The sequence below is a fragment of the Geomonas paludis genome (genome assembly GCF_014193585.1).
GTDB lineage: Bacteria > Desulfobacterota > Desulfuromonadia > Geobacterales > Geobacteraceae > Geomonas > Geomonas paludis.
In genome coordinates this window covers 203,110-220,485 of sequence record NZ_BLXY01000004.1, presented here as the reverse complement: position 1 = coordinate 220,485, position 17,376 = coordinate 203,110, and the positions used below count along the sequence as shown (strand labels likewise).

At 60.6% G+C, this 17,376-nt stretch carries 13 protein-coding genes and 2 tRNA genes; 4 read left to right on the top strand and 11 right to left on the bottom strand.

What is annotated here, in order from left to right:
* Positions 1-73: 73 nt before the first annotated feature.
* The 6 genes from H7687_RS13035 to H7687_RS13010 form a co-directional block, all read right to left on the bottom strand.
* Positions 74-148 (bottom strand) — tRNA-Glu (locus tag H7687_RS13035).
* Positions 149-186: 38 nt separating this feature from the next.
* Positions 187-260, bottom strand: a tRNA-Gln gene (locus tag H7687_RS13030).
* 41 nt (positions 261-301) lie between these two features.
* Positions 302-856, bottom strand: a complete 555-nt coding sequence (locus H7687_RS13025; protein WP_183348017.1) for a 2-oxoacid:ferredoxin oxidoreductase subunit gamma family protein — start codon at positions 854-856, stop codon at positions 302-304.
* A 66-nt stretch (positions 857-922) separates the two neighbouring features.
* Entirely contained in the window at positions 923-1,663 is a 741-nt protein-coding gene (locus H7687_RS13020; RefSeq protein WP_183348015.1) for a thiamine pyrophosphate-dependent enzyme, read from the bottom strand.
* A gap of 22 nt (positions 1,664-1,685) precedes the next feature.
* Positions 1,686-2,756 carry a 3-methyl-2-oxobutanoate dehydrogenase subunit VorB gene (locus H7687_RS13015; RefSeq protein WP_183348014.1) on the bottom strand — a complete coding sequence of 357 codons (1,071 nt, stop codon included), beginning with the start codon at positions 2,754-2,756 and terminating at the stop codon, positions 1,686-1,688.
* 114 nt (positions 2,757-2,870) lie between these two features.
* The gene (locus tag H7687_RS13010) at positions 2,871-3,074 is read right to left on the bottom strand and encodes a 4Fe-4S dicluster domain-containing protein (RefSeq protein WP_183348012.1); all 204 of its coding nucleotides are present in this window, start codon (positions 3,072-3,074) and stop codon (positions 2,871-2,873) included.
* Positions 3,075-3,267: 193 nt separating this feature from the next.
* Here H7687_RS13010 and H7687_RS13005 point away from each other — a divergent pair, with 193 nt between their 5' ends.
* Positions 3,268-3,774 (top strand): Ros/MucR family transcriptional regulator, encoded by a 507-nt coding sequence (locus H7687_RS13005; RefSeq protein ID WP_183348010.1) that lies wholly within the window; start codon positions 3,268-3,270, stop codon positions 3,772-3,774.
* A 190-nt stretch (positions 3,775-3,964) separates the two neighbouring features.
* Here the strand turns inward: H7687_RS13005 and H7687_RS13000 are convergent, their stop codons facing one another.
* Positions 3,965-4,753: a pseudouridine synthase gene (locus tag H7687_RS13000; protein WP_183348008.1), complete on the bottom strand. Its 789-nt coding sequence runs from the start codon at positions 4,751-4,753 to the stop codon at positions 3,965-3,967.
* Positions 4,754-5,244: 491 nt separating this feature from the next.
* On the opposite strand from H7687_RS13000, the gene H7687_RS12995 reads away from it, so the two are divergent.
* The gene (locus H7687_RS12995) at positions 5,245-6,216 is read left to right on the top strand and encodes a beta-propeller fold lactonase family protein (RefSeq protein WP_183348006.1); all 972 of its coding nucleotides are present in this window, start codon (positions 5,245-5,247) and stop codon (positions 6,214-6,216) included.
* Between the two features lie 251 nt (positions 6,217-6,467).
* A complete protein-coding gene (locus H7687_RS12990) occupies positions 6,468-7,730 on the top strand; it encodes a DUF445 domain-containing protein (protein WP_183348004.1) in 1,263 nt (420 codons plus the stop codon).
* 109 nt (positions 7,731-7,839) lie between these two features.
* Here the strand turns inward: H7687_RS12990 and H7687_RS12985 are convergent, their stop codons facing one another.
* The 3 genes from H7687_RS12985 to dnaE all read right to left on the bottom strand — a co-directional run bounded on the left by H7687_RS12985 (position 7,840) and on the right by dnaE (position 14,678).
* Complete coding sequence (locus H7687_RS12985; RefSeq protein WP_183348002.1) at positions 7,840-9,528, bottom strand: hypothetical protein; 1,689 nt, start codon at positions 9,526-9,528, stop codon at positions 7,840-7,842.
* 663 nt (positions 9,529-10,191) lie between these two features.
* Positions 10,192-11,151 (bottom strand): acetyl-CoA carboxylase carboxyltransferase subunit alpha, encoded by a 960-nt coding sequence (locus H7687_RS12980; protein ID WP_183348000.1) that lies wholly within the window; start codon positions 11,149-11,151, stop codon positions 10,192-10,194.
* A 50-nt stretch (positions 11,152-11,201) separates the two neighbouring features.
* A complete protein-coding gene (gene dnaE / locus H7687_RS12975; protein WP_183347999.1) occupies positions 11,202-14,678 on the bottom strand; it encodes a DNA polymerase III subunit alpha in 3,477 nt (1,158 codons plus the stop codon).
* 249 nt (positions 14,679-14,927) lie between these two features.
* Here dnaE and H7687_RS12970 point away from each other — a divergent pair, with 249 nt between their 5' ends.
* Positions 14,928-15,626 (top strand): pirin family protein, encoded by a 699-nt coding sequence (locus tag H7687_RS12970; RefSeq protein WP_183347998.1) that lies wholly within the window; start codon positions 14,928-14,930, stop codon positions 15,624-15,626.
* Positions 15,627-15,992: 366 nt separating this feature from the next.
* On the opposite strand, the gene hisS is transcribed toward H7687_RS12970, so the two are convergent.
* A complete protein-coding gene (gene hisS, locus H7687_RS12965) occupies positions 15,993-17,246 on the bottom strand; it encodes a histidine--tRNA ligase (protein WP_183347997.1) in 1,254 nt (417 codons plus the stop codon).
* Positions 17,247-17,376 lie beyond the last annotated feature (130 nt).

The following is a 17,376-nucleotide window of genomic DNA, read 5'->3' as shown; positions in this document are numbered from 1 at the left end:
GGCCACTGACCTGCGGCAGCACCGGCACAGCTTAAAAAAAAACAGCGCCCTGCTTCTGGCGCTGTTTTTAAGGTGGTGATCCCAAGGGGACTTGAACCCCTGTTACCGACGTGAAAGGCCGGTGTCCTAACCACTAGACGATGGGACCTAATTATGTAGCAGCTTGCAATGAAGCTGGGGATGGTATGGCTGGGGTACAAGGATTCGAACCTTGGATGACGGAGTCAGAGTCCGTTGCCTTACCGCTTGGCGATACCCCATCGCGAGAGACCAGTTAAATACCAGAACTGGGATGCCAAAGTCAAGCTTCTTTTTTTGCCCTGGCCGCCTCGGCCCCGGTTTCAATCGCCTTGACGTTGGCCGGGATGAACTTGTGATTGCGCTCGGGGAGCGCCTGGGAGAGCGCCGCGGCAAGCGACGGGAGCTTGACCGCGTCAGTGAGGGCGACGTAGGCGCCCAGCGCCACCATGTTCACCATGCGGGGATCGCCCAAGTCGGTGGCAATCTCGTTCATGGGGACCGACACGATCTCGATGTCGGTGCGCCCCAGGGCAGAGACGTCGACCAGGGACGAGTTGACGATGAGGACGCCGCCGGGGCGCACCCGGGCGCCGAAACGCTCCAGCGAGGCCTGGTTCAGCACCACCAGCACCGAAGGCTGCCCCACCACTGGCGAGCCGACCGCGCCGTCGGCGATCACCACCGTGCAGGTGGCGGAACCGCCGCGCTTCTCCACGCCGTAGGCGGGAAAGTAGCTGACGTTCTTGCCTTCATCTATCGCTGCATAGGAGAGCAGGTTGCCGGCCAAAAGGACCCCCTGGCCACCGAACCCTGCAATCAAGACATCTTTACGCATCCGCGTCCCTCCGAAAACATCAGAACATGTTCTACGTTCTATGTTCTACGTTCTAAGTTACCTGCGCTACGCCTCTTCCTTCTTGAACACGCCCAGCGGGAAGTAGGGGATCATCTCTTCACCAATCCTGGCGTTGGCCTTGAGCGGATTCATGCCCCAGTTGGTCGGGCAGGCGGAGAGGACCTCGACGAAGGAGAACCCTTTGCCCTGGGCCTGGTAGCCGAATGCCTCGCGCATCACCTTCTTCGCCTCCAGGACGTGCTTGGGCGAATCCACGGCGACCCGCGCTGAGTAGGCGACGCCCCCCAACTGCGCCATCAACTCCGCCATCCTGATCGGGGAGCCGTCCTTGGACTTGTCCCTGCCGTAGGGGGAGGTGGAGGTCTTCTGCCCCACCAGCGTGGTCGGGGCCATCTGGCCGCCGGTCATGCCGTAGGTGGTGTTGTTGACGAAGACGACGGTGATGTCCTCGCCGCGGTTGGCGGCGTGGATGATCTCGGCGGTGCCGATGGCGGCCAGGTCGCCGTCACCCTGGTAGGTGAAGACGAAGCTGTCGGGCCGGGCGCGCTTGACGCCGGTGGCCACGGCGGGCGCCCTGCCGTGGGGAGCCTCGACTACGTCGATGTCGAAATAGCCGTACAGGAAGACGGAGCACCCTACCGACGCCACGCCGATGGTGCGGTCCTGGACCCCGTAGAGGTCCATGGCGTCGGCCACCAGGCGGTGGATGGTGCCGTGGTGGCAGCCGGGGCAGAAATGGGTCTGCACGTCCTTCAAGCTCTGCGGTCTTTTAAAAACCTGTTGCATATCGATCAACCCCTTTCCCGGCCTAGCGCGCCGTCTCCTCGTAGTTCTTCCTGATCACTTCGAGCAGCTCCTCCGGTGACGGAAGGGAGCCGGCCCCCGGCGGCCTGCCGTAGAAGGAGACCTGCGCCGCGGCGCCTACGCTGAGACGGACGTCCTCGACCATCTGTCCGGTGTTGAGCTCCACCACGAGCACCTTGCCGGCCCTGGCCGCGGCCTGTGCCAGCGCCTGTTCCGGGAACGGGAACAGGGTGACGGGACGGAACAGCCCCACCTTCATCCCCTCGGCACGCGCCATGGTCACGGCGGTGTGGGCGATGCGGGACACGGAGCCGAAACCGGCCACGATCAGGCGGGCGTCGGCGGTTTCGTATTCCTCGGAGATGCACTCCTTCTCTTTCATCACCTGGTACTTGGCGTGCAGATGCCAGTTGTGGGCCTCCAGTTCGCCGTCGCCCAGGAACAGGGACTTGACCACGCGCTGCTCGGCGCCGCTCTTGCCGCGCACCGCCCATCCCTTGGCCGGAAGCTCGCGCACCGGGCGCGGGTTGGGGATGAGGGCCTCCTTCATCTGCCCGATGACGGAATCGCCCAGGAGCATGACCGGGGTGCGGTACAGGTCAGCCAGGTCGAAGGCGTGCATGGTGAGGTCGTACATCTCCTGTACGGAGTTGGGGGCGAGCACCGGGATATGGTAGCCCCCGTGGCCGCCACCTTTCACGCACTGGAAGTAGTCGGACTGGGAGGCGTCGATGCCGCCCAGACCCGGGCCGGAGCGGGAGATGTTGATGATGACGCCGGGAAGCTCGGCTCCGGCCATGTAGGAGATCCCCTCCTGCTTCAGCGAGATACCGGGGCTCGATGAGGAGGTCATGGCGCGCGCACCGGTAGCGGAGGCGCCCAGGAGCATGTTGATTGCCCCTATCTCGCTCTCGGCCTGGATGAACTCGCCGTTCAGCGGGGGGAGTTCGCGCGAAAGGTACTCCGGGATGTCGCTTTGCGGGGTGATGGGATAACCGAAGTAGTAGCGGCAGCCGGCTTCGACCGCGCCCATGGCGGCGGCCTCGTTCCCCTTGACAAAAAGCCGTTTAGACAATTGACCCTCCCACAGATCCTGCCGGCCGAGGCACACCTCGGGCTGTCGGCGCGGTCCGGGCGATGCGCCGGTCCGGGTCGATCAATCAGCAGGCAACACTTTTCAGTGTGATAATTACTTAAAGACTGTTATGGCAACGTCGGGACAGATTTCGGCGCAGAGAGCACACCCGGTGCACTGCTCCTGATTGGGAGCCTCAGCCGGTGCATACCCCTGGATATTGACCTTTTCGCACAGCCTGATCAGCTTCTTTGGGCAAGCAATGGTGCAGATACCGCAGCCCTTGCAGCGCATTTCGTCTATTACAATTCTACCCATGCCTTATGTCCCCTCATTGTCTCGCGGCCTGTTCCGGCCATGCAATCAGCGCTGGAAACTAGCAGAAATTTGTGAAGCCAGTCAACTTTTTTGTTTACACATGTCATTTATCACTTGCTTTTAAACCTGTGTATAGTTTAATAATAAGCGTCTCATTTACGCACTCTAAAACTCTAAAAGGAGGAGCGAAACGATGGCATCATCACTACTCGAATTGACGGCGACCATTGTCTCTTCACATGCCTCGGTTACAGAGATGTCAGGCGAAGATTTGCTTCTTGAACTGCAGAAGGTGCATGGCGCCCTGCAGAAGCTCGAAGTGGAGACTGGTGAGGGGGTGGAAAGGGGCGAGGGCAAAGGCCCGGCCGTTACCCTGAAGAAGGCCTTCCAGCCTGACCAGATAAGCTGCATGCTGTGCGGCAAGAGCGGCATGAAGACCCTCGCACGCCACCTGGCACAGGTGCACGGCATCAAGCCCGGCGAGTACCGTAAGCAGTTCGGTATTCCCAGCAACCAGGCCCTGACCGCGAAAAACTTCTCCGAGGCGCGCAGAAGGATGGCGCAGGAGAAGGGGCTGGCGGACAACCTGGCCAAGGCGCGCGCCGTACGGGCGGCGAAGCTGGCGGCCAAAGGCGGTGCTGAAAAAAAGCCCGCGAAGGCGCCGCGCGCGCCGAAACAGAAGCAGCAGATGAGCGCTTGACCCCAAATGTGATGCTACCTGTCTGCTTCCAGTGGGACGGCTCCGGATTTCCGGAGCCCGCGCAGGACGATTGCGACGGGAATTCCTCCGCCCCGGCCTGAACCCGCCAGTGCGTGCAGTTTTAATATATCTATAAAAAAAGCCGCCCCCGGGCGGCTTTTCTTGTTTGCGCTGCGGCACGAGTGCCGGTTTACCTGCGCGGTGCGGTCTTTCTCCTTGCCACTACTCCGGTTTTCCTGGGTCCGCGTCCTGTGCCGCCGGGAACCGTCTTGCGCTTCAGTTTCGCCACCTCTTCGGAGGTGAGGTGCCTGAACTCGCCCGGCTTCATGTCCCCGATCTCCAGGAAGTCGTAGCGCGATCTCTTCAGGCGCACGACGTTCAGCCCCACCGCCTCGCACATGCGCCGCACCTGCCGGTAGCGTCCCTCGTGGATGGTGATCGAGATCCAGGAGTTGTTGTCGCTTTCACTGACCGGAAGGACCTTGGCCGGGGCCGTCATGCCATCCTCCAGCTTCACCCCTTCAGCCAGCTTCTGGATCTGCGCCGGCGACACGTGCCCGCTCACCCGCACCAGGTAGCCCTTGTCCACCTCGTGGCTGGGGTGCATCAGCATGTTGGCGAAAGCCCCGTCGTTGGTCAAAAGCAGCAGCCCTTCGGTGTTGTAGTCCAGGCGCCCCACCGGGTACACCCGCTCCTGGATCCCCTTCAACAGGTCGGAAACGATGGGACGCCCCTCGGGGTCCTTCATGGTGGTCATGTAGCCGACCGGCTTGTAAAGGAGCAGGTAGACCCGCTTCTCGGCGACCGTGATCGGCTTGCCGTCCACGGTGATGGTATCGGTGTCGGTATCGGCCTTGGTGCCCAGCTCGGTAACCACGACGCCGTTCACGGCCACCCGCCCGGCAGCGATGATGGTCTCCGACTCGCGGCGTGAGGCGATACCGGCCTGTGAAAGTATCTTCTGCAAACGCTCCTGCATCTATTCTCCTTACCCGGTCTCGCCGGTTCTCTGAACGAAGCTAGTCATAACATGCTGCTGTAGCAACCGCAAGCTTTAACCCGACTTCGGCAGGTTGAGGCGGCAGCCGCCGGCAAAAAGCAAATCCCCCCTGCCCCCAGTTGTCCGTTAGGATGTTGCAGCGGCTAAAAAATCCCCCCTCCCCAAGCGGGAGGGGGTTAGGGGGTGGGGGTAGGTGCCACATTTGCGGTCATGGCAAGGTCACCCCCCCCTGCCCCCTCCCGCCTTCGCGGACCGAAGCGCTACGGCGCGCAGGCCCGTCAAGGGAGGGGGAGAACTGGTCCCGGATGAGCCTTCGCAAAAGGGGCTCTGGTTCTCCTGAGCGCTTCGTGGGCCACACCGCAGGCACGATTATAGATTTTTAATCACACTTTGATACCCTTGGTTGGTTCCAAAGCAGGCGCCCCCGCAGCGCGGCGGAGCCCTACCCTCACTGAAAGGAGACCTTGCACATGACCAATCCCCATAGAAGAAACGGACAGCAGTACCTCTACTTTTCCCAGAAAACCGGCGACAGCGTCCGGGTCATGGACATCGGCAAAGACAAGCCCAAAGAGGTGGAGACCATCAAGGTGGGCATTCAGCCGGAACACCTGGTGACCAACAGGAGCAAGACGCGGCTCTATGTCATGAACAGGGGATCGAACAGCATCAGCATAATAGATACAACGACGGCTCCCATGGAAGTGATCGCCACGGTCGCGCTGGGAGCAGAGCCATACGCGATAGCTGTCGATCCCGAACAGTCCAGGGCCTTCGTCAGCTGCGGACCCATGGATGACGGCAGCATCAAGATCATCGACCTCAGCGCCGCTTCTCCGGTCCTGCAGAATTCCACGCCGGTGCGCGGCCTGTTGTTCAGGGGCCTGGCGGTGTCGCCCGACAGCAAACGCCTGTTCGTGGCCGGCGGCCCCAAGGACGACACCATCAACGACAGCATCTCCGTCTACGACATCACCGGCAGCGCGCCGGTCCTGATCGCCGCAGTGGAGGGGCAGAATGAAAGCCCCGAATTCGTCTATGTCAATCCGGCGGGATCCTTTGCCATCGCGAGCTTCCGCCAGGGAGGCATCAACGTCTTCGATGCGGCCGCAACCCCGCCGGTGCTGCTGTCGACGGTCGGCAGCGGCGAAGTCAACGGCTCGGCCCTCAGCCCCGACGGCAAACTTCTTGTCATGGGATACGCCGAGCCCGCGGGGGGAGAGGGGAATTATGCCATTTACAACGTCTCCGCCATCCCGCTCGGCACCGGCCTGTTTTTCACCAGCACCTACGCCCCCGGGCCGATGACCTTCAGCCCGGACGGGGCACGGCTGTACATGATCAGCGGCACTGAACTGGTCACTTATGACATGACCATGCACCCTCCGGAGGTAAAAGATCATGTCACACTGACCGGACCGGCCGGCGGGATCACGTTGTGATTACCGTCAATCATCCTCTTGTCCCTCTCCCTCTGGGAGAGGGTGCCCAACGGGCGGGTGAGGGCTTTGCCGGCACAGATAATCTGCTCAGGCCCTTCGCCCTCACCCTAGCCCTCTCCCCGAGGGAGAGGGGACATAGAAGATTTATAGAGCCACTCCATCCGGATATTGCCTTGTTTCCGGCAACCTGATAAAAAGGTGGGCCGCCCCTGTGGCAACAGACACGCCAGGAAACAAGGAGTAGAAGCTAGATGGATACGAGACAAGCAGCACTTACAAAGAACAAGACCATTGCCGGAGCCCTGCTGGTCGGCGCCGCCCTCCTGTTCATCGTGGCCCGCCTGAACCACGGCACCGGGGCCTGGGGCTGGGTCGCCGCCTTCGCCGAGGCAGCCATGGTGGGCGCCCTCGCCGACTGGTTTGCCGTGGTCGCCCTGTTCCGGCACCCGCTGGGACTCCCCATCCCGCACACCGCCATCGTCGCGGAAAAGAAAGAGAGCATCGCCGACAACATGGGGCGCTTCATCCAGGAGAAGTTTCTCGCCACCGAGGTGCTGGTGGAGCGGATGCGCCAGTTCGATCCCGCCCGGCACCTGTGCAACTACCTCCTGTCCCGGGACAACGCCGAAGGCTTGGCCCGGGGGATCACCCGCGTCATCTCGGAATCCATCGAGTTCCTCGAGGACGAGCGGGTCAGCAAGGTGGTGAGCGCGGCCCTTGGCGATCGCATCGACAGGTTCGACGCGGCGACCTCGGCGGGAAACCTGCTGGAGAGTCTGAGGAAGGAGAACCGGCACCAGGTGGTGCTGGACGAACTGCTGAGGCGCCTGGGTGGCTGGCTGGCGACGCCGGAATCTCAGGAGAAGGTGGCCCTCGCCCTGGACAACTGGGTGGATGCGGAGTTTCCGCTACTGAGCAAATTCATCCCGAACCGCCCCCAGTTCTCCCGTAACGCCGGCGAAAAGATCGTCAGGAAGGTGAGCGGGTTCCTGGACGCGGTCAACGCCGATCCGGGCCACGAACTGCGCCACGAGTTCGACCGTGTGGTGGGGGATTTCATCCTGAAGCTCAAAGAGGACGAAGGGATGCGGGCCAAGGTGGCAGAACTGAAGCAGGAACTGGTCAACAACCAGCAGCTTGCCGACTACGCCAAGGGCTTGGTCAGTGACCTGAAGAACTGGATGGTGCAGGACCTGGGGCAGGACCACTCCAGCATCCAGAGAAAGATTGCCGACGCGGCCGTGGCACTGGGCAACACCCTGTCCCGGAGCGGCGAATTGAGCGACTCCATCAACGAGCATCTGGAAGGTGTGGTGAGAAGGTACGCCGGCGATCTGAGAAGCGGCCTGGCCAAGCACATCTCCGGAACGGTGAAGGAGTGGGAGAACGAGGAATTCATCAACGAGATCGAGCTCAGCATCGGTTCGGATCTTCAGTTCATCCGGATGAACGGCACCCTGGTCGGCGGCATGATCGGCATCCTGCTGCACGCCGCATCGCTGGTCATCGGTTAGTCCCCCTCTCCTCCCCCCTCACGTCACATACACGGCTAGCCGATTGAACAAAAAAGAGGCGGGTTATGCACCCGCCTCTTCCATTTCATCACAGGCTACAGTCGATCTGTCATTCCGGAGCCATGAACGTGGCTAACGTCCCCTGCGGCAGCGAGACATAGCCTGCGCTGTCTTTCACCCAGAGGTAAAGTGCTTTGGTAACCGGGAAGGAAGTTACCCCAGGGTAGGTAAAGGGGACCGGGGTGGTCGGCTTAGCACCCATAACCCAACCTGTCTCAGGCTGCACGTTGGTGGTGGTCACAGCATAGCCACCAAAAGTTCTGCCCGAGGCAACTACGGCATCCATGGTAATAGAAACCGTCGTCCCGGCGGGTGCAGGCGTTGCGGTGAAGGCGGTTATCTGCGGAATGTCGTGTACGGCTGCCGTACGTGAAACAGCCGGGGATATTTTACCGGCACTGTCTTTAACCCAGGCGTACAGCTTAACCACCATTTTCACACCCTCTGCAGGCGTGTTAAGTGCCGAGTACAGTCCGGTGTAAGTTGCCGGTTTGGTAAGAGTCGGGGCGGACATCGGCAGCCAGGTCGGGTCGGCAGGCAGGGTGTCTGTCTCGGTTATAGCGCACTCAAGGATGCCGGTCCCCGCATACCCCTTGCCAAAGATTGTGACAGGAATCTTGGTGCCATCGATTACAGCTGCCGACGGAACACCGAAGCCGGTGACTACAGGGGAGTTATTGAAGACGATTTGTCTGCTGGTGGCCGCACTCTGCAGAGAGACGTTGTTGTTAAAGTCCCTTGCCCAAGCATAAAGCGTGACCACGGTATCGCTATCACTAATGGGCCCGCCATACGAGAAAGAAGCTGGGTATTTCCAATCGGTGCTATTCGCAGCCGGTTCAGTATCGGAGGTCGTAATGGCATAGTCTTTAACGCCACCATTGTCGGTTGCCAGGACGCTGATGCCCAAGACATTTGCCACGCCCTGCTTTTCACCCGGTACACTGAAAGACTTCACGACAGGCTTCTGTGTATCCGAGATGCCGAGATGCGTAACGTCTACAGGGAGGCCGGCCGCGTTCAATACAACAGAATCCCCGGTGAAGAAAGCGAAGTCAGTCGCCGCTTCACCCGGATTGATAAGGCTGGCCTTCGCGAAAAACTCGCCCTGCAGATACATGGTCCCGGACCCGGTGGGGGCTGTCATCGTCAGGTGGGTAGCAGACGGCGCCTGAGCGAGGTGTTTCCGGCCAATAAAAGCGGAAGTGCTGCTTGCGAGGGACCACTTCTCCTGCAACCCGGCAGCCAAAAGATCGGCCGCGGGGACGGCAGCCACGCTGTAGCTGCCACCGGAGTACACCGGGTCGGTGGGAACCGGCAGTGTTACCGCAACAGGCGCCACAGCCAGCGCAGCAGAGTTACCAGTCTGACCTACCGCCACGTTATTGGCGATGCCGTAATCGGTCACAACGTTAGGATATCCCTTTTCGTAAAGAACAGCCTCGACAGTGTATGTACCAAGCGGCAGTGAGAAGTTGGCCGTAGTAGTAACCCCCAACGCCTGGTCTACATAGGCACGGTAACCGGTAGTGGTTTCCGTTACGACCACCCTCACACGACCAGGACTAGCCGGCACCGCTGTCGGAGCAGCAACAGTCTTGGCAACCGGCCCCGCCGCTTTTACGACTTCAAGAGCGAGGGTGCCTTTCCCCCCCGCCGGGGCATCTGCACTAGTACCACCACCGCCGCCGCACGCGGCGAGTAGCAACATCATGAAAAGCCAAAATATCTTCCTCATTCCCTTCCTCCTATTCATTAAGTTTAACTACCAAAAAAAACAATTCACGACAGGAACTCACCCCTCCCGAAACCTCACCTCCTTTTCTAATTATTTTTGACACACAATCTATCCTGCTTTAAGCACACGCCCGACTCTGACAGTCGGCGTAAAGGAATGATGTAATGCCTCCCCCCAAAGAATAAAGCCTGTCGTTGTCGCATCTTTTAATGAAGCACAGGAACCGGAACAGGGCATTCGCAGAATGAACTATCGCCACAGGATAGGCCGTACCTGAGAGATGGTTAAATAGCGGCAGCTTTTAGTGATATGGCCAGACCCTAATGCTACCCCGTATACAGGCCCCACTGATATCACTATCTTAGTGACCAAGATCACAAATCCTGCAAATACCATACTCAAAAAACACGCTGTGGTTAAAAGTACTCAATCAATTATTACAAACCACGCCAGACAACTGTTGCGCAAGTTAATGAAGGAGGTTTGGAGAAGGATAGGGTCTACGAGGAGAACAGATTGGAGAGAGGTAACAGGTGAACTGCGGATCAGCCACCATGGCCGATCTATGGCATGTCAACACCACCCGTCAAGGGAGTGTGCAAACAAAAAAGGGGGCACGGCCTGTGGCCGTACCCCCTTCTCCGTATCTTCCAGTTTTTACTTTTAGTCGGCGAAGCGACTCATCTTTCTGAACTTCTGGTAACGCTGCTCGATCAGTTCCTCGGGGGCGATCCCTTTCAGCTCCTTCAGGTTCCTGGAGAGCGCCTCGTGCAGGTTCTTGGCCATCGCCTCGTGGTCGCGGTGCGCGCCACCGGCCGGCTCGGGGACGATCTCGTCGATGACCTCGAGTCCCTTGATGTCCTTGGCGGTCAGCTTCAGCGCCTCGGCGGCCTGGGCACCCTTGGTGCCGTCGGACCAGAGGATCGCGGCGCACCCTTCCGGTGAAATGACGGCATACACGGAGTGCTGCAGCATGAGAATCCGGTCGCCCACGGCAATGGCGAGCGCGCCGCCGGAACCACCCTCGCCGGTGATGACGACGATGATGGGCACGGTGAGGCGGGACATCTCCCTGAGGTTACGGGCGATCGCCTCTGCCTGGCCGCGCTCCTCGGCGCCGATGCCGGGGAAGGCGCCCGGGGTGTCGACGAAGGTGATGATGGGGAGCTTGAAGCGCTCGGCCATCTCCATCAGGCGCAGAGCCTTTCTGTACCCTTCCGGGTTGGGCATGCCGAAGTTGCGGAACACCTTCTCCTTGGTGTCGCGCCCCTTCTGGTGACCGATGACCATGACCGGCTCGCCGTCGAGACGGGCCAGGCCGCCCACGATGGCGTGGTCGTCGCCGAAGTTGCGGTCGCCGTGCAGTTCCACGAACTCGGTGAAGATGAGGCTTAAGTAGTCGAGGGTGAAGGGACGGTTGATATGGCGGGCCACCTGGGCCGTCTGCCAGCGGGAAAGGTTGGCGAACATCTCTTCGCGCATCTTCTCGGCCTTCTCCTCAAGTTTGGCGACCTCGCTGGAGAGATCGACCCCCTCGGTGGAAAATGCGAGCAGTTCCTGGATCTTCTTGTCCAGTTCCGCCAGCGGCTTCTCAAAATCCAGATAGCTTTGCTGCAGTGCCATATATCTCTATCTCCTTGTTTTCAAATGAAATCAACTCAAACGTCCTGAGGCTACTCGAAGGACACGGCATTATAGCCGAAGAGGTTACTCACTTCCACTGTTAATTCTTCACTGGCCGCCACTTTGTATACGTCGGAGAGACGGATGGTGACTCGCGAACTGTTCTCTATGTCGAGGTGCAGGAAGCTGCGACAGATTCCCTGGTAGCGCGAGATGATCTCTTTGAGTGTCTTGAGCTTGCCCGGATCGGCTCCCTTCGCGTCGATGGTGAAGTTCACCCTGCGCGTCTCACGTTCCACCAGGTCGCGCAGGAGCACGATGTCGCTGGCCATGATCTTGGCACCCTTCTCGCCGTGCTCGACCGTGCCGGTGATGTGCACCGGGTCGTCGCCCTTGAGAAACTCGGAGCAGCGGGCATAGACGTCGGAGAAGACCACCACCTCCAGCGAGCCGACCAGGTCTTCCAGGGTCACGAAGCCCATCCGGTCACCCTTCTTGGTCATGATCTCCTTGAGGCTCGCCGGCACGCCGCAGATCTTCACCTCGCTCTTGTCCTTGGCCTCGTTGATCGATGAGCAGTCGACGTTGGAGAAGCGGCGCATGTCGGCCACGTAGCGGTCCAGTGGGTGGCCGGTGATGAAGAAGCCGATCGCGTCCTTCTCGCACCCCAGGCGGTACTTCTCGTCCCACTCGGGAATGTCGGGCAACCGGTTGCCCGACCCGTTGGAACCGCGCTGGATCTCGGCCATGCCGAAGAGCGACACCTGGGCGCTCTCGCGCTCCTGCTGCACGCGCTGCCCCTGGGCGGCGGCATCCTCCAGAACGGCCATGAGTTGAGAGCGCTTCGCCTTGGTGCAGTCGAAGGCGCCGCTTTTGATGAGCGCCTCGATGACCCTCTTGTTGCAGCGGCGCAGGTCGACCCGCTCGCAGAAGTCGAAGATGTCCTTGAAGGGCTCGTCGCCGCGGGCCTCCAGGATGGCCTCGATGGCTCCCTCCCCCACGTTCTTGACGGCGCCGAGGCCGAAGCGCATGGCGGTGTCCAGCACCCGGAAGGAGCGCAGCGACTCGTTGATGTCCGGCGGCAGCACCTCGATGCCCATCTCGCGGCAATCGCCGATGCTCTTGATCACCTTGTCGGTGTTGCTCATGTCCTCGGTGAGGAGGGCGGCCATGAACTCTACCGGGTAGTGGGCCTTCAGGTAGGCGGTCTGGTACGCGACCAGGGCGTAGGCGGCGGAGTGCGACTTGTTGAAGCCGTACTCGGCGAACTTGGCCATGAGGTCGAAGATGGCGGCGCACTTCTTGGAATCGAGCCCCAGTTTCTCGGACCCTTCCATGAACTTCAGGCGTTCCTTCGCCATCTGTTCGGCGTCTTTCTTACCCATGGCGCGGCGCAGGAGGTCCGCGCCCCCGAGCGAATAGCCTGCCAGGGAACGGGAGATCTGCATGACCTGTTCCTGGTAGACGATGACGCCATAGGTGTCCTTGAGGACGGGCTCCAACTGAGGCAGATCGTAAACCGTCTGTTTGCGGCCGTGCTTTCTTTCGATGAAGTCATCCACCATGCCGGAGCCGAGCGGACCCGGACGGTAGAGGGCGCAGACCGCGATGATGTCCTCGAAGCAGGACGGCTTGAGCTTGACCAGAAGCTCCTTCATGCCGCTCGACTCGAGCTGGAACACGCCGGTGGTGTTGCCGGCCTGCAAAAGCTTGTAGGTTTCCGGATCGTCATCGGTCAGGAGCGTGATGTCGAAGTTGGGATCCTTGCCGTTACGGATGTGCTTGCAGGCGTTGTCGATGACGGTGAGGTTCTTGAGACCGAGGAAGTCGAACTTCACCAGGCCCACCTTCTCCACGTACTTCATCGAGTACTGGGTGGTCAGCGAGCCGGTCTTCTGGTCCTTGTAGACCGGGCAGAAGTCTTCCATCTGCCTGGGCGCGACCACGAGGCCGGCGGCGTGGGTCGAGATGTGGCGTGCGAGCCCCTCCAGGCGCAGCGCGACGGTCATGACCTCGTTCACCTTCGGGTCGGCCGCCATCAGTTCCTTGAGTTTGGGCTCCTGCTCGATCGCCTTGTCCAGCGTGATGCCCAGCACCTCGGGCACCAGCTTGGCGATCTTGTCCACGTCGGCAAAGGTGAGGTCGAGCGCGCGCCCGACGTCGCGGATGACGCCGCGGGCGGCCATGGTACCGAACGCCGCGATCTGGCACACCTTCTCCCGGCCGTAGCGCTCGACCATGTACTGGATCACCTCTTCGCGGCGGTCCTGGCAGAAGTCGACGTCGATATCCGGCATGGAGATACGTTCCGGGTTCAGGAATCGTTCGAACAGCAGGTTGTAGGGCATCGGATCGATGTCGGTGATCCTGATGCAGTAGGCGACCAGCGAACCGGCCGCCGAGCCCCTGCCCGGTCCGACCGGGATGCCGTGATCCTTGGCCCAGTTGATGAAGTCCGCGACGATGAGGAAGTAGCCCGGGAACCCCATGTGCCTGATGCAGTCCAGCTCGATGCGCAGGCGGTCGTGATAGGCCTGCTCCTGTTCCGGGGTCAGGTCCGGGTACTTGATCTTGATTTTCTCGAGGCGCAGCTTGAGCCCCTCGATGGACTCGCGCTCGAGCTGATCGTCGAGGGTTTCGCCCGGCGGCGCCTCGTAGGCGGGAAAGTGATAGGTCTTGAAGTCGAACTCGTAGTGGCAGCGTTCGGCGATCTTGACGGTGTTTTCCAGCGCCTCCGGGCAGTAGTGGAAGTCCCGCGCCATCTCCTCCGGGCTCTTCACGTAGAAGGCCTCGGTGGTGAAGCGCATCCGGCTCGGGTCGCTCATGGTCTTGCCGGTCTGGATGCAGAGCAGGATCTCGTGCGCCTTGGCGTCTTCCTTGTTGAGATAGTGACAGTCGTTGGTGGCGACCAGCGGCAGGTTGAGCTCGCGCGCGATCTCCATCACCCGCCGGTTGGCAATGGTCTGCTCCGGGATCCCGTTCTCCTGGATCTCGAGGTAGTAGCTCCCCGGGAACATGTCGGCGTACCAGATGGCGGCAGCCTTGGCCTCCTCCATCTTGTTCCTGCCGGCCAGATAGGCGACCTCTCCCTGGAGACAGGCGGAGAGGCAGATTAAGCCTTCCCTGTGCTTCTCCAGCAGTTCCTTGTCGATGCGGGGGCGGCGGTAGAAGCCGTCCTTGTAGCCCGCGGAACTGAGGTAGCAGAGGTTCTTGAAACCGGTCATGTTCTCGGCCAGCAGGATGAGGTGGTAGCTGGTGACCGGGTCTGCGGCGGTGGGGGCCTTCTTGTCCAGACGGGAGCCGGGGGCGATGTAGACCTCACACCCGAGTATCGGCTTGATCCCCTTGTCCTGGGCCTTCAGATAGAACTCGAGGGAGCCGAACATGTTGCCGTGGTCGGTGACCGCCACCGCCGGCATGTGATACTCCTTGGCCTTCTTGACCAGGTCGCCGATACGGATGGCGCCGTCCAGCAGGGAGTACTGGGAGTGCAGATGAAGATGTACGAAATTGGCAGGTGAATCCATAAATCAAAAGGCCCTAGCGAGAAGCAAAACTGATTGAATTGAAAAGACAAAAGGAGCCGTGACTCAGCGGGCTCCAGGTGCTGACGAGAATAAAATAAGGGAAGTTTTAGCACTAGGCGGCTGTCTATGTAAAGGCCAAAGTATGACACCCCGTTGACAAACCGGAGACATATAATTTAATATCAAATCATACGAAATCAAATCGTGTTGGTTTCGTAAGGATTCGTGAACGTTAGGCTGGAGGACGCCATGATCACCATCAGAAGAGCAAACGACAGAGGCCACGCCGACCACGGCTGGCTCGACACCTACCACACCTTTTCCTTCGCAGACTACTACGACCCGCGCCACATGGGGTTCAGAAACCTACGGGTCATCAACGAGGACCGGGTGAAGCCGGGAGTGGGCTTCCCCACCCACCCGCACCGGGACATGGAGATCATCTCCTACGTGCTCGAGGGTGCACTCGCCCACCGCGACAGCATGGGCAACGGCTCGGTAATCCGTCCGAGCGAGGTACAACGCATGAGTGCCGGCACCGGCATCACCCACAGCGAGTTCAACGACAGCAAAGACGAAGGTCTGCACTTTTTCCAGATCTGGATTCTGCCGGAGCGGACCGGGATCACTCCGAACTATGAGCAGAAATACTTCGCGGACCAGGAAAAACGGGGCCGCCTGCGCCTGATCGCGTCCCCGGACGGCCGAGACGGATCGGTCACCATCCACCAGGACGTGAGGCTATACTCAACGCTCCTGGACCCGGGCGAAGAGATCGTGCATCGCCTTCCGGCGGGACAGCATGCCTGGGTGCAGGTGGCGCGGGGCAAGGTGCTCGTGAATGGGCATCTTCTGGGAGCAGGGGACGGGGCGGCGGTCAACAACGAAGACCTGCTGCGGCTGACGGGGAAAGAAGCGGCCGAGGCGCTGGTGTTCGAACTGCCTTAGATATGGGTTGCCCCCTCCCCCTCTGGGGGAGGGTGGCTGAAGGCCGGGTGAGGGCGCTGCTATCTGCGACTCTCTTTTTGGGTGCACCGCCCTCCCCCCAACCCTCTCCCAAAGGGAGAGGGAGCGTTGGCGTAGTTTAAGATAAAAAGGGGACAGGCTACTTTACGGTAAAAAAGTAGCCTGTCCCCTTTTTCGTTAGCGCAGATTCGTCCCCCTCCCCACCCCTCCCCCTCCGGGGGAGGGTGGCCGAAGGCCGGGTGAGGGCGCTGCCATCTGCGACACTCTTGCTTGGTGCACCGCCCTCACCCCAACCCTCTCCCAAAGGGAGAGGAGAGTTGGCGGAGAGAGGAGTTGCCCCGGGGTATGTTACGCCCCGCCGGTCATGGCGGACTGGATGCTGGCTGCATCGAGCGCCACTTCGTCCTGGGTGCCGCCGTCCATGTTCTTCAAGGGCGCGGTGCCGCTGGCAATCTCGTCTCCGCCGATGATCAGGGTGAAGCGGGAGTTGAACTTGTCGGCACGCCGCATCTGGCTTTTCAGGCTCTTCCCCTCGTAGTCGATTTCGACGGCAAGTCCCAGGCGCTGCAGGGCGCTCATCAGGCGGAAGGCCTCGGCATGGGCTTCCTCACCAAGGGCGGCGATGAAGAGGTCGGGGCGGCGGGAGAAATCCTTTTCGGCCAGAAGCAGCGCCACGCGCTCGACACCCATGGCGAAACCGATGCCCGGGATCTGCGGGCCGCCGATCGAGGAGATCAGGCCGTCGTAACGGCCACCGGCGGCAACGGCGCTCTGGGCGCCCAGCATGGTGGTGACCATCTCGAAGGTGGTCCTGGTGTAGTAGTCGAGACCGCGCACCATCCTCTGGTTGATGCTGTACGGGGTGCCGACCAGCTCCAGGTGCTTACGGGTCTTGTCGAAATGATCGCTGCACTCGGCGCAGAGGTGATCAAGCATCGAGGGGGCACCCTTCGTTGCTTCCTGGCAGCCGGCGGACTTGCAATCCAGCGCCCGCAGCGGGTTGGTGTCGTAGCGACGCTTGCAGTCGTCGCAGAGCTGGTCGATGCGATCGAGCAGGAACTTCTTGAGCGCCTCGCGGTAGGCGGGACGGCAGCAGGGGCAGCCCAGCGAGTTGATCTGCAGCGAAGGCTCGGTGAGCCCCAGTTCCTGGAAGAAATGGGTCAGCATGGTGAGCACCTGGGCATCGACCGTGGGAGCGGCAACACCGGTGATCTCGGCGCCGATCTGGTGGAACTGGCGGTAGCGTCCCTTCTGCGGGCGCTCGTAGCGGAACATCGGCCCCATGTAGTACAGGCGCGCCACCGGGTCCAGGGCGTGCATCTTGTGCTCGACGTAGGCGCGCATCACCGACGCGGTCCCCTCCGGGCGCATGGTGACCTTGTTGCCACCCTTGTCCTCGAAGGAGTACATCTCCTTTTCCACGATGTCGGTGGCGTCACCGATGGAGCGGCAGAACAGTTCGGTCTTCTCCAGGATCGGGATCCTGATCTCGGAAAGTCCGTAAAGCTCGAAAACCCGGCGTGCCGTGGCCTCTATGTGCTGCCACTTCTCGACCTCGCCCGGGAGGATGTCGTTGAAACCTTTGATGCCTGTGATTGCCACGGTTAATCCCTCTCCTCAAACCCGAAGTAAAAAAACAAAACCTGATTTTTAACGCAAAGCCGCAAAGGCGCAAAGAAACCTTGAACGAGCAAAAAATAAAGACTGGTTTTTTATACCTTTGCGACTTTGC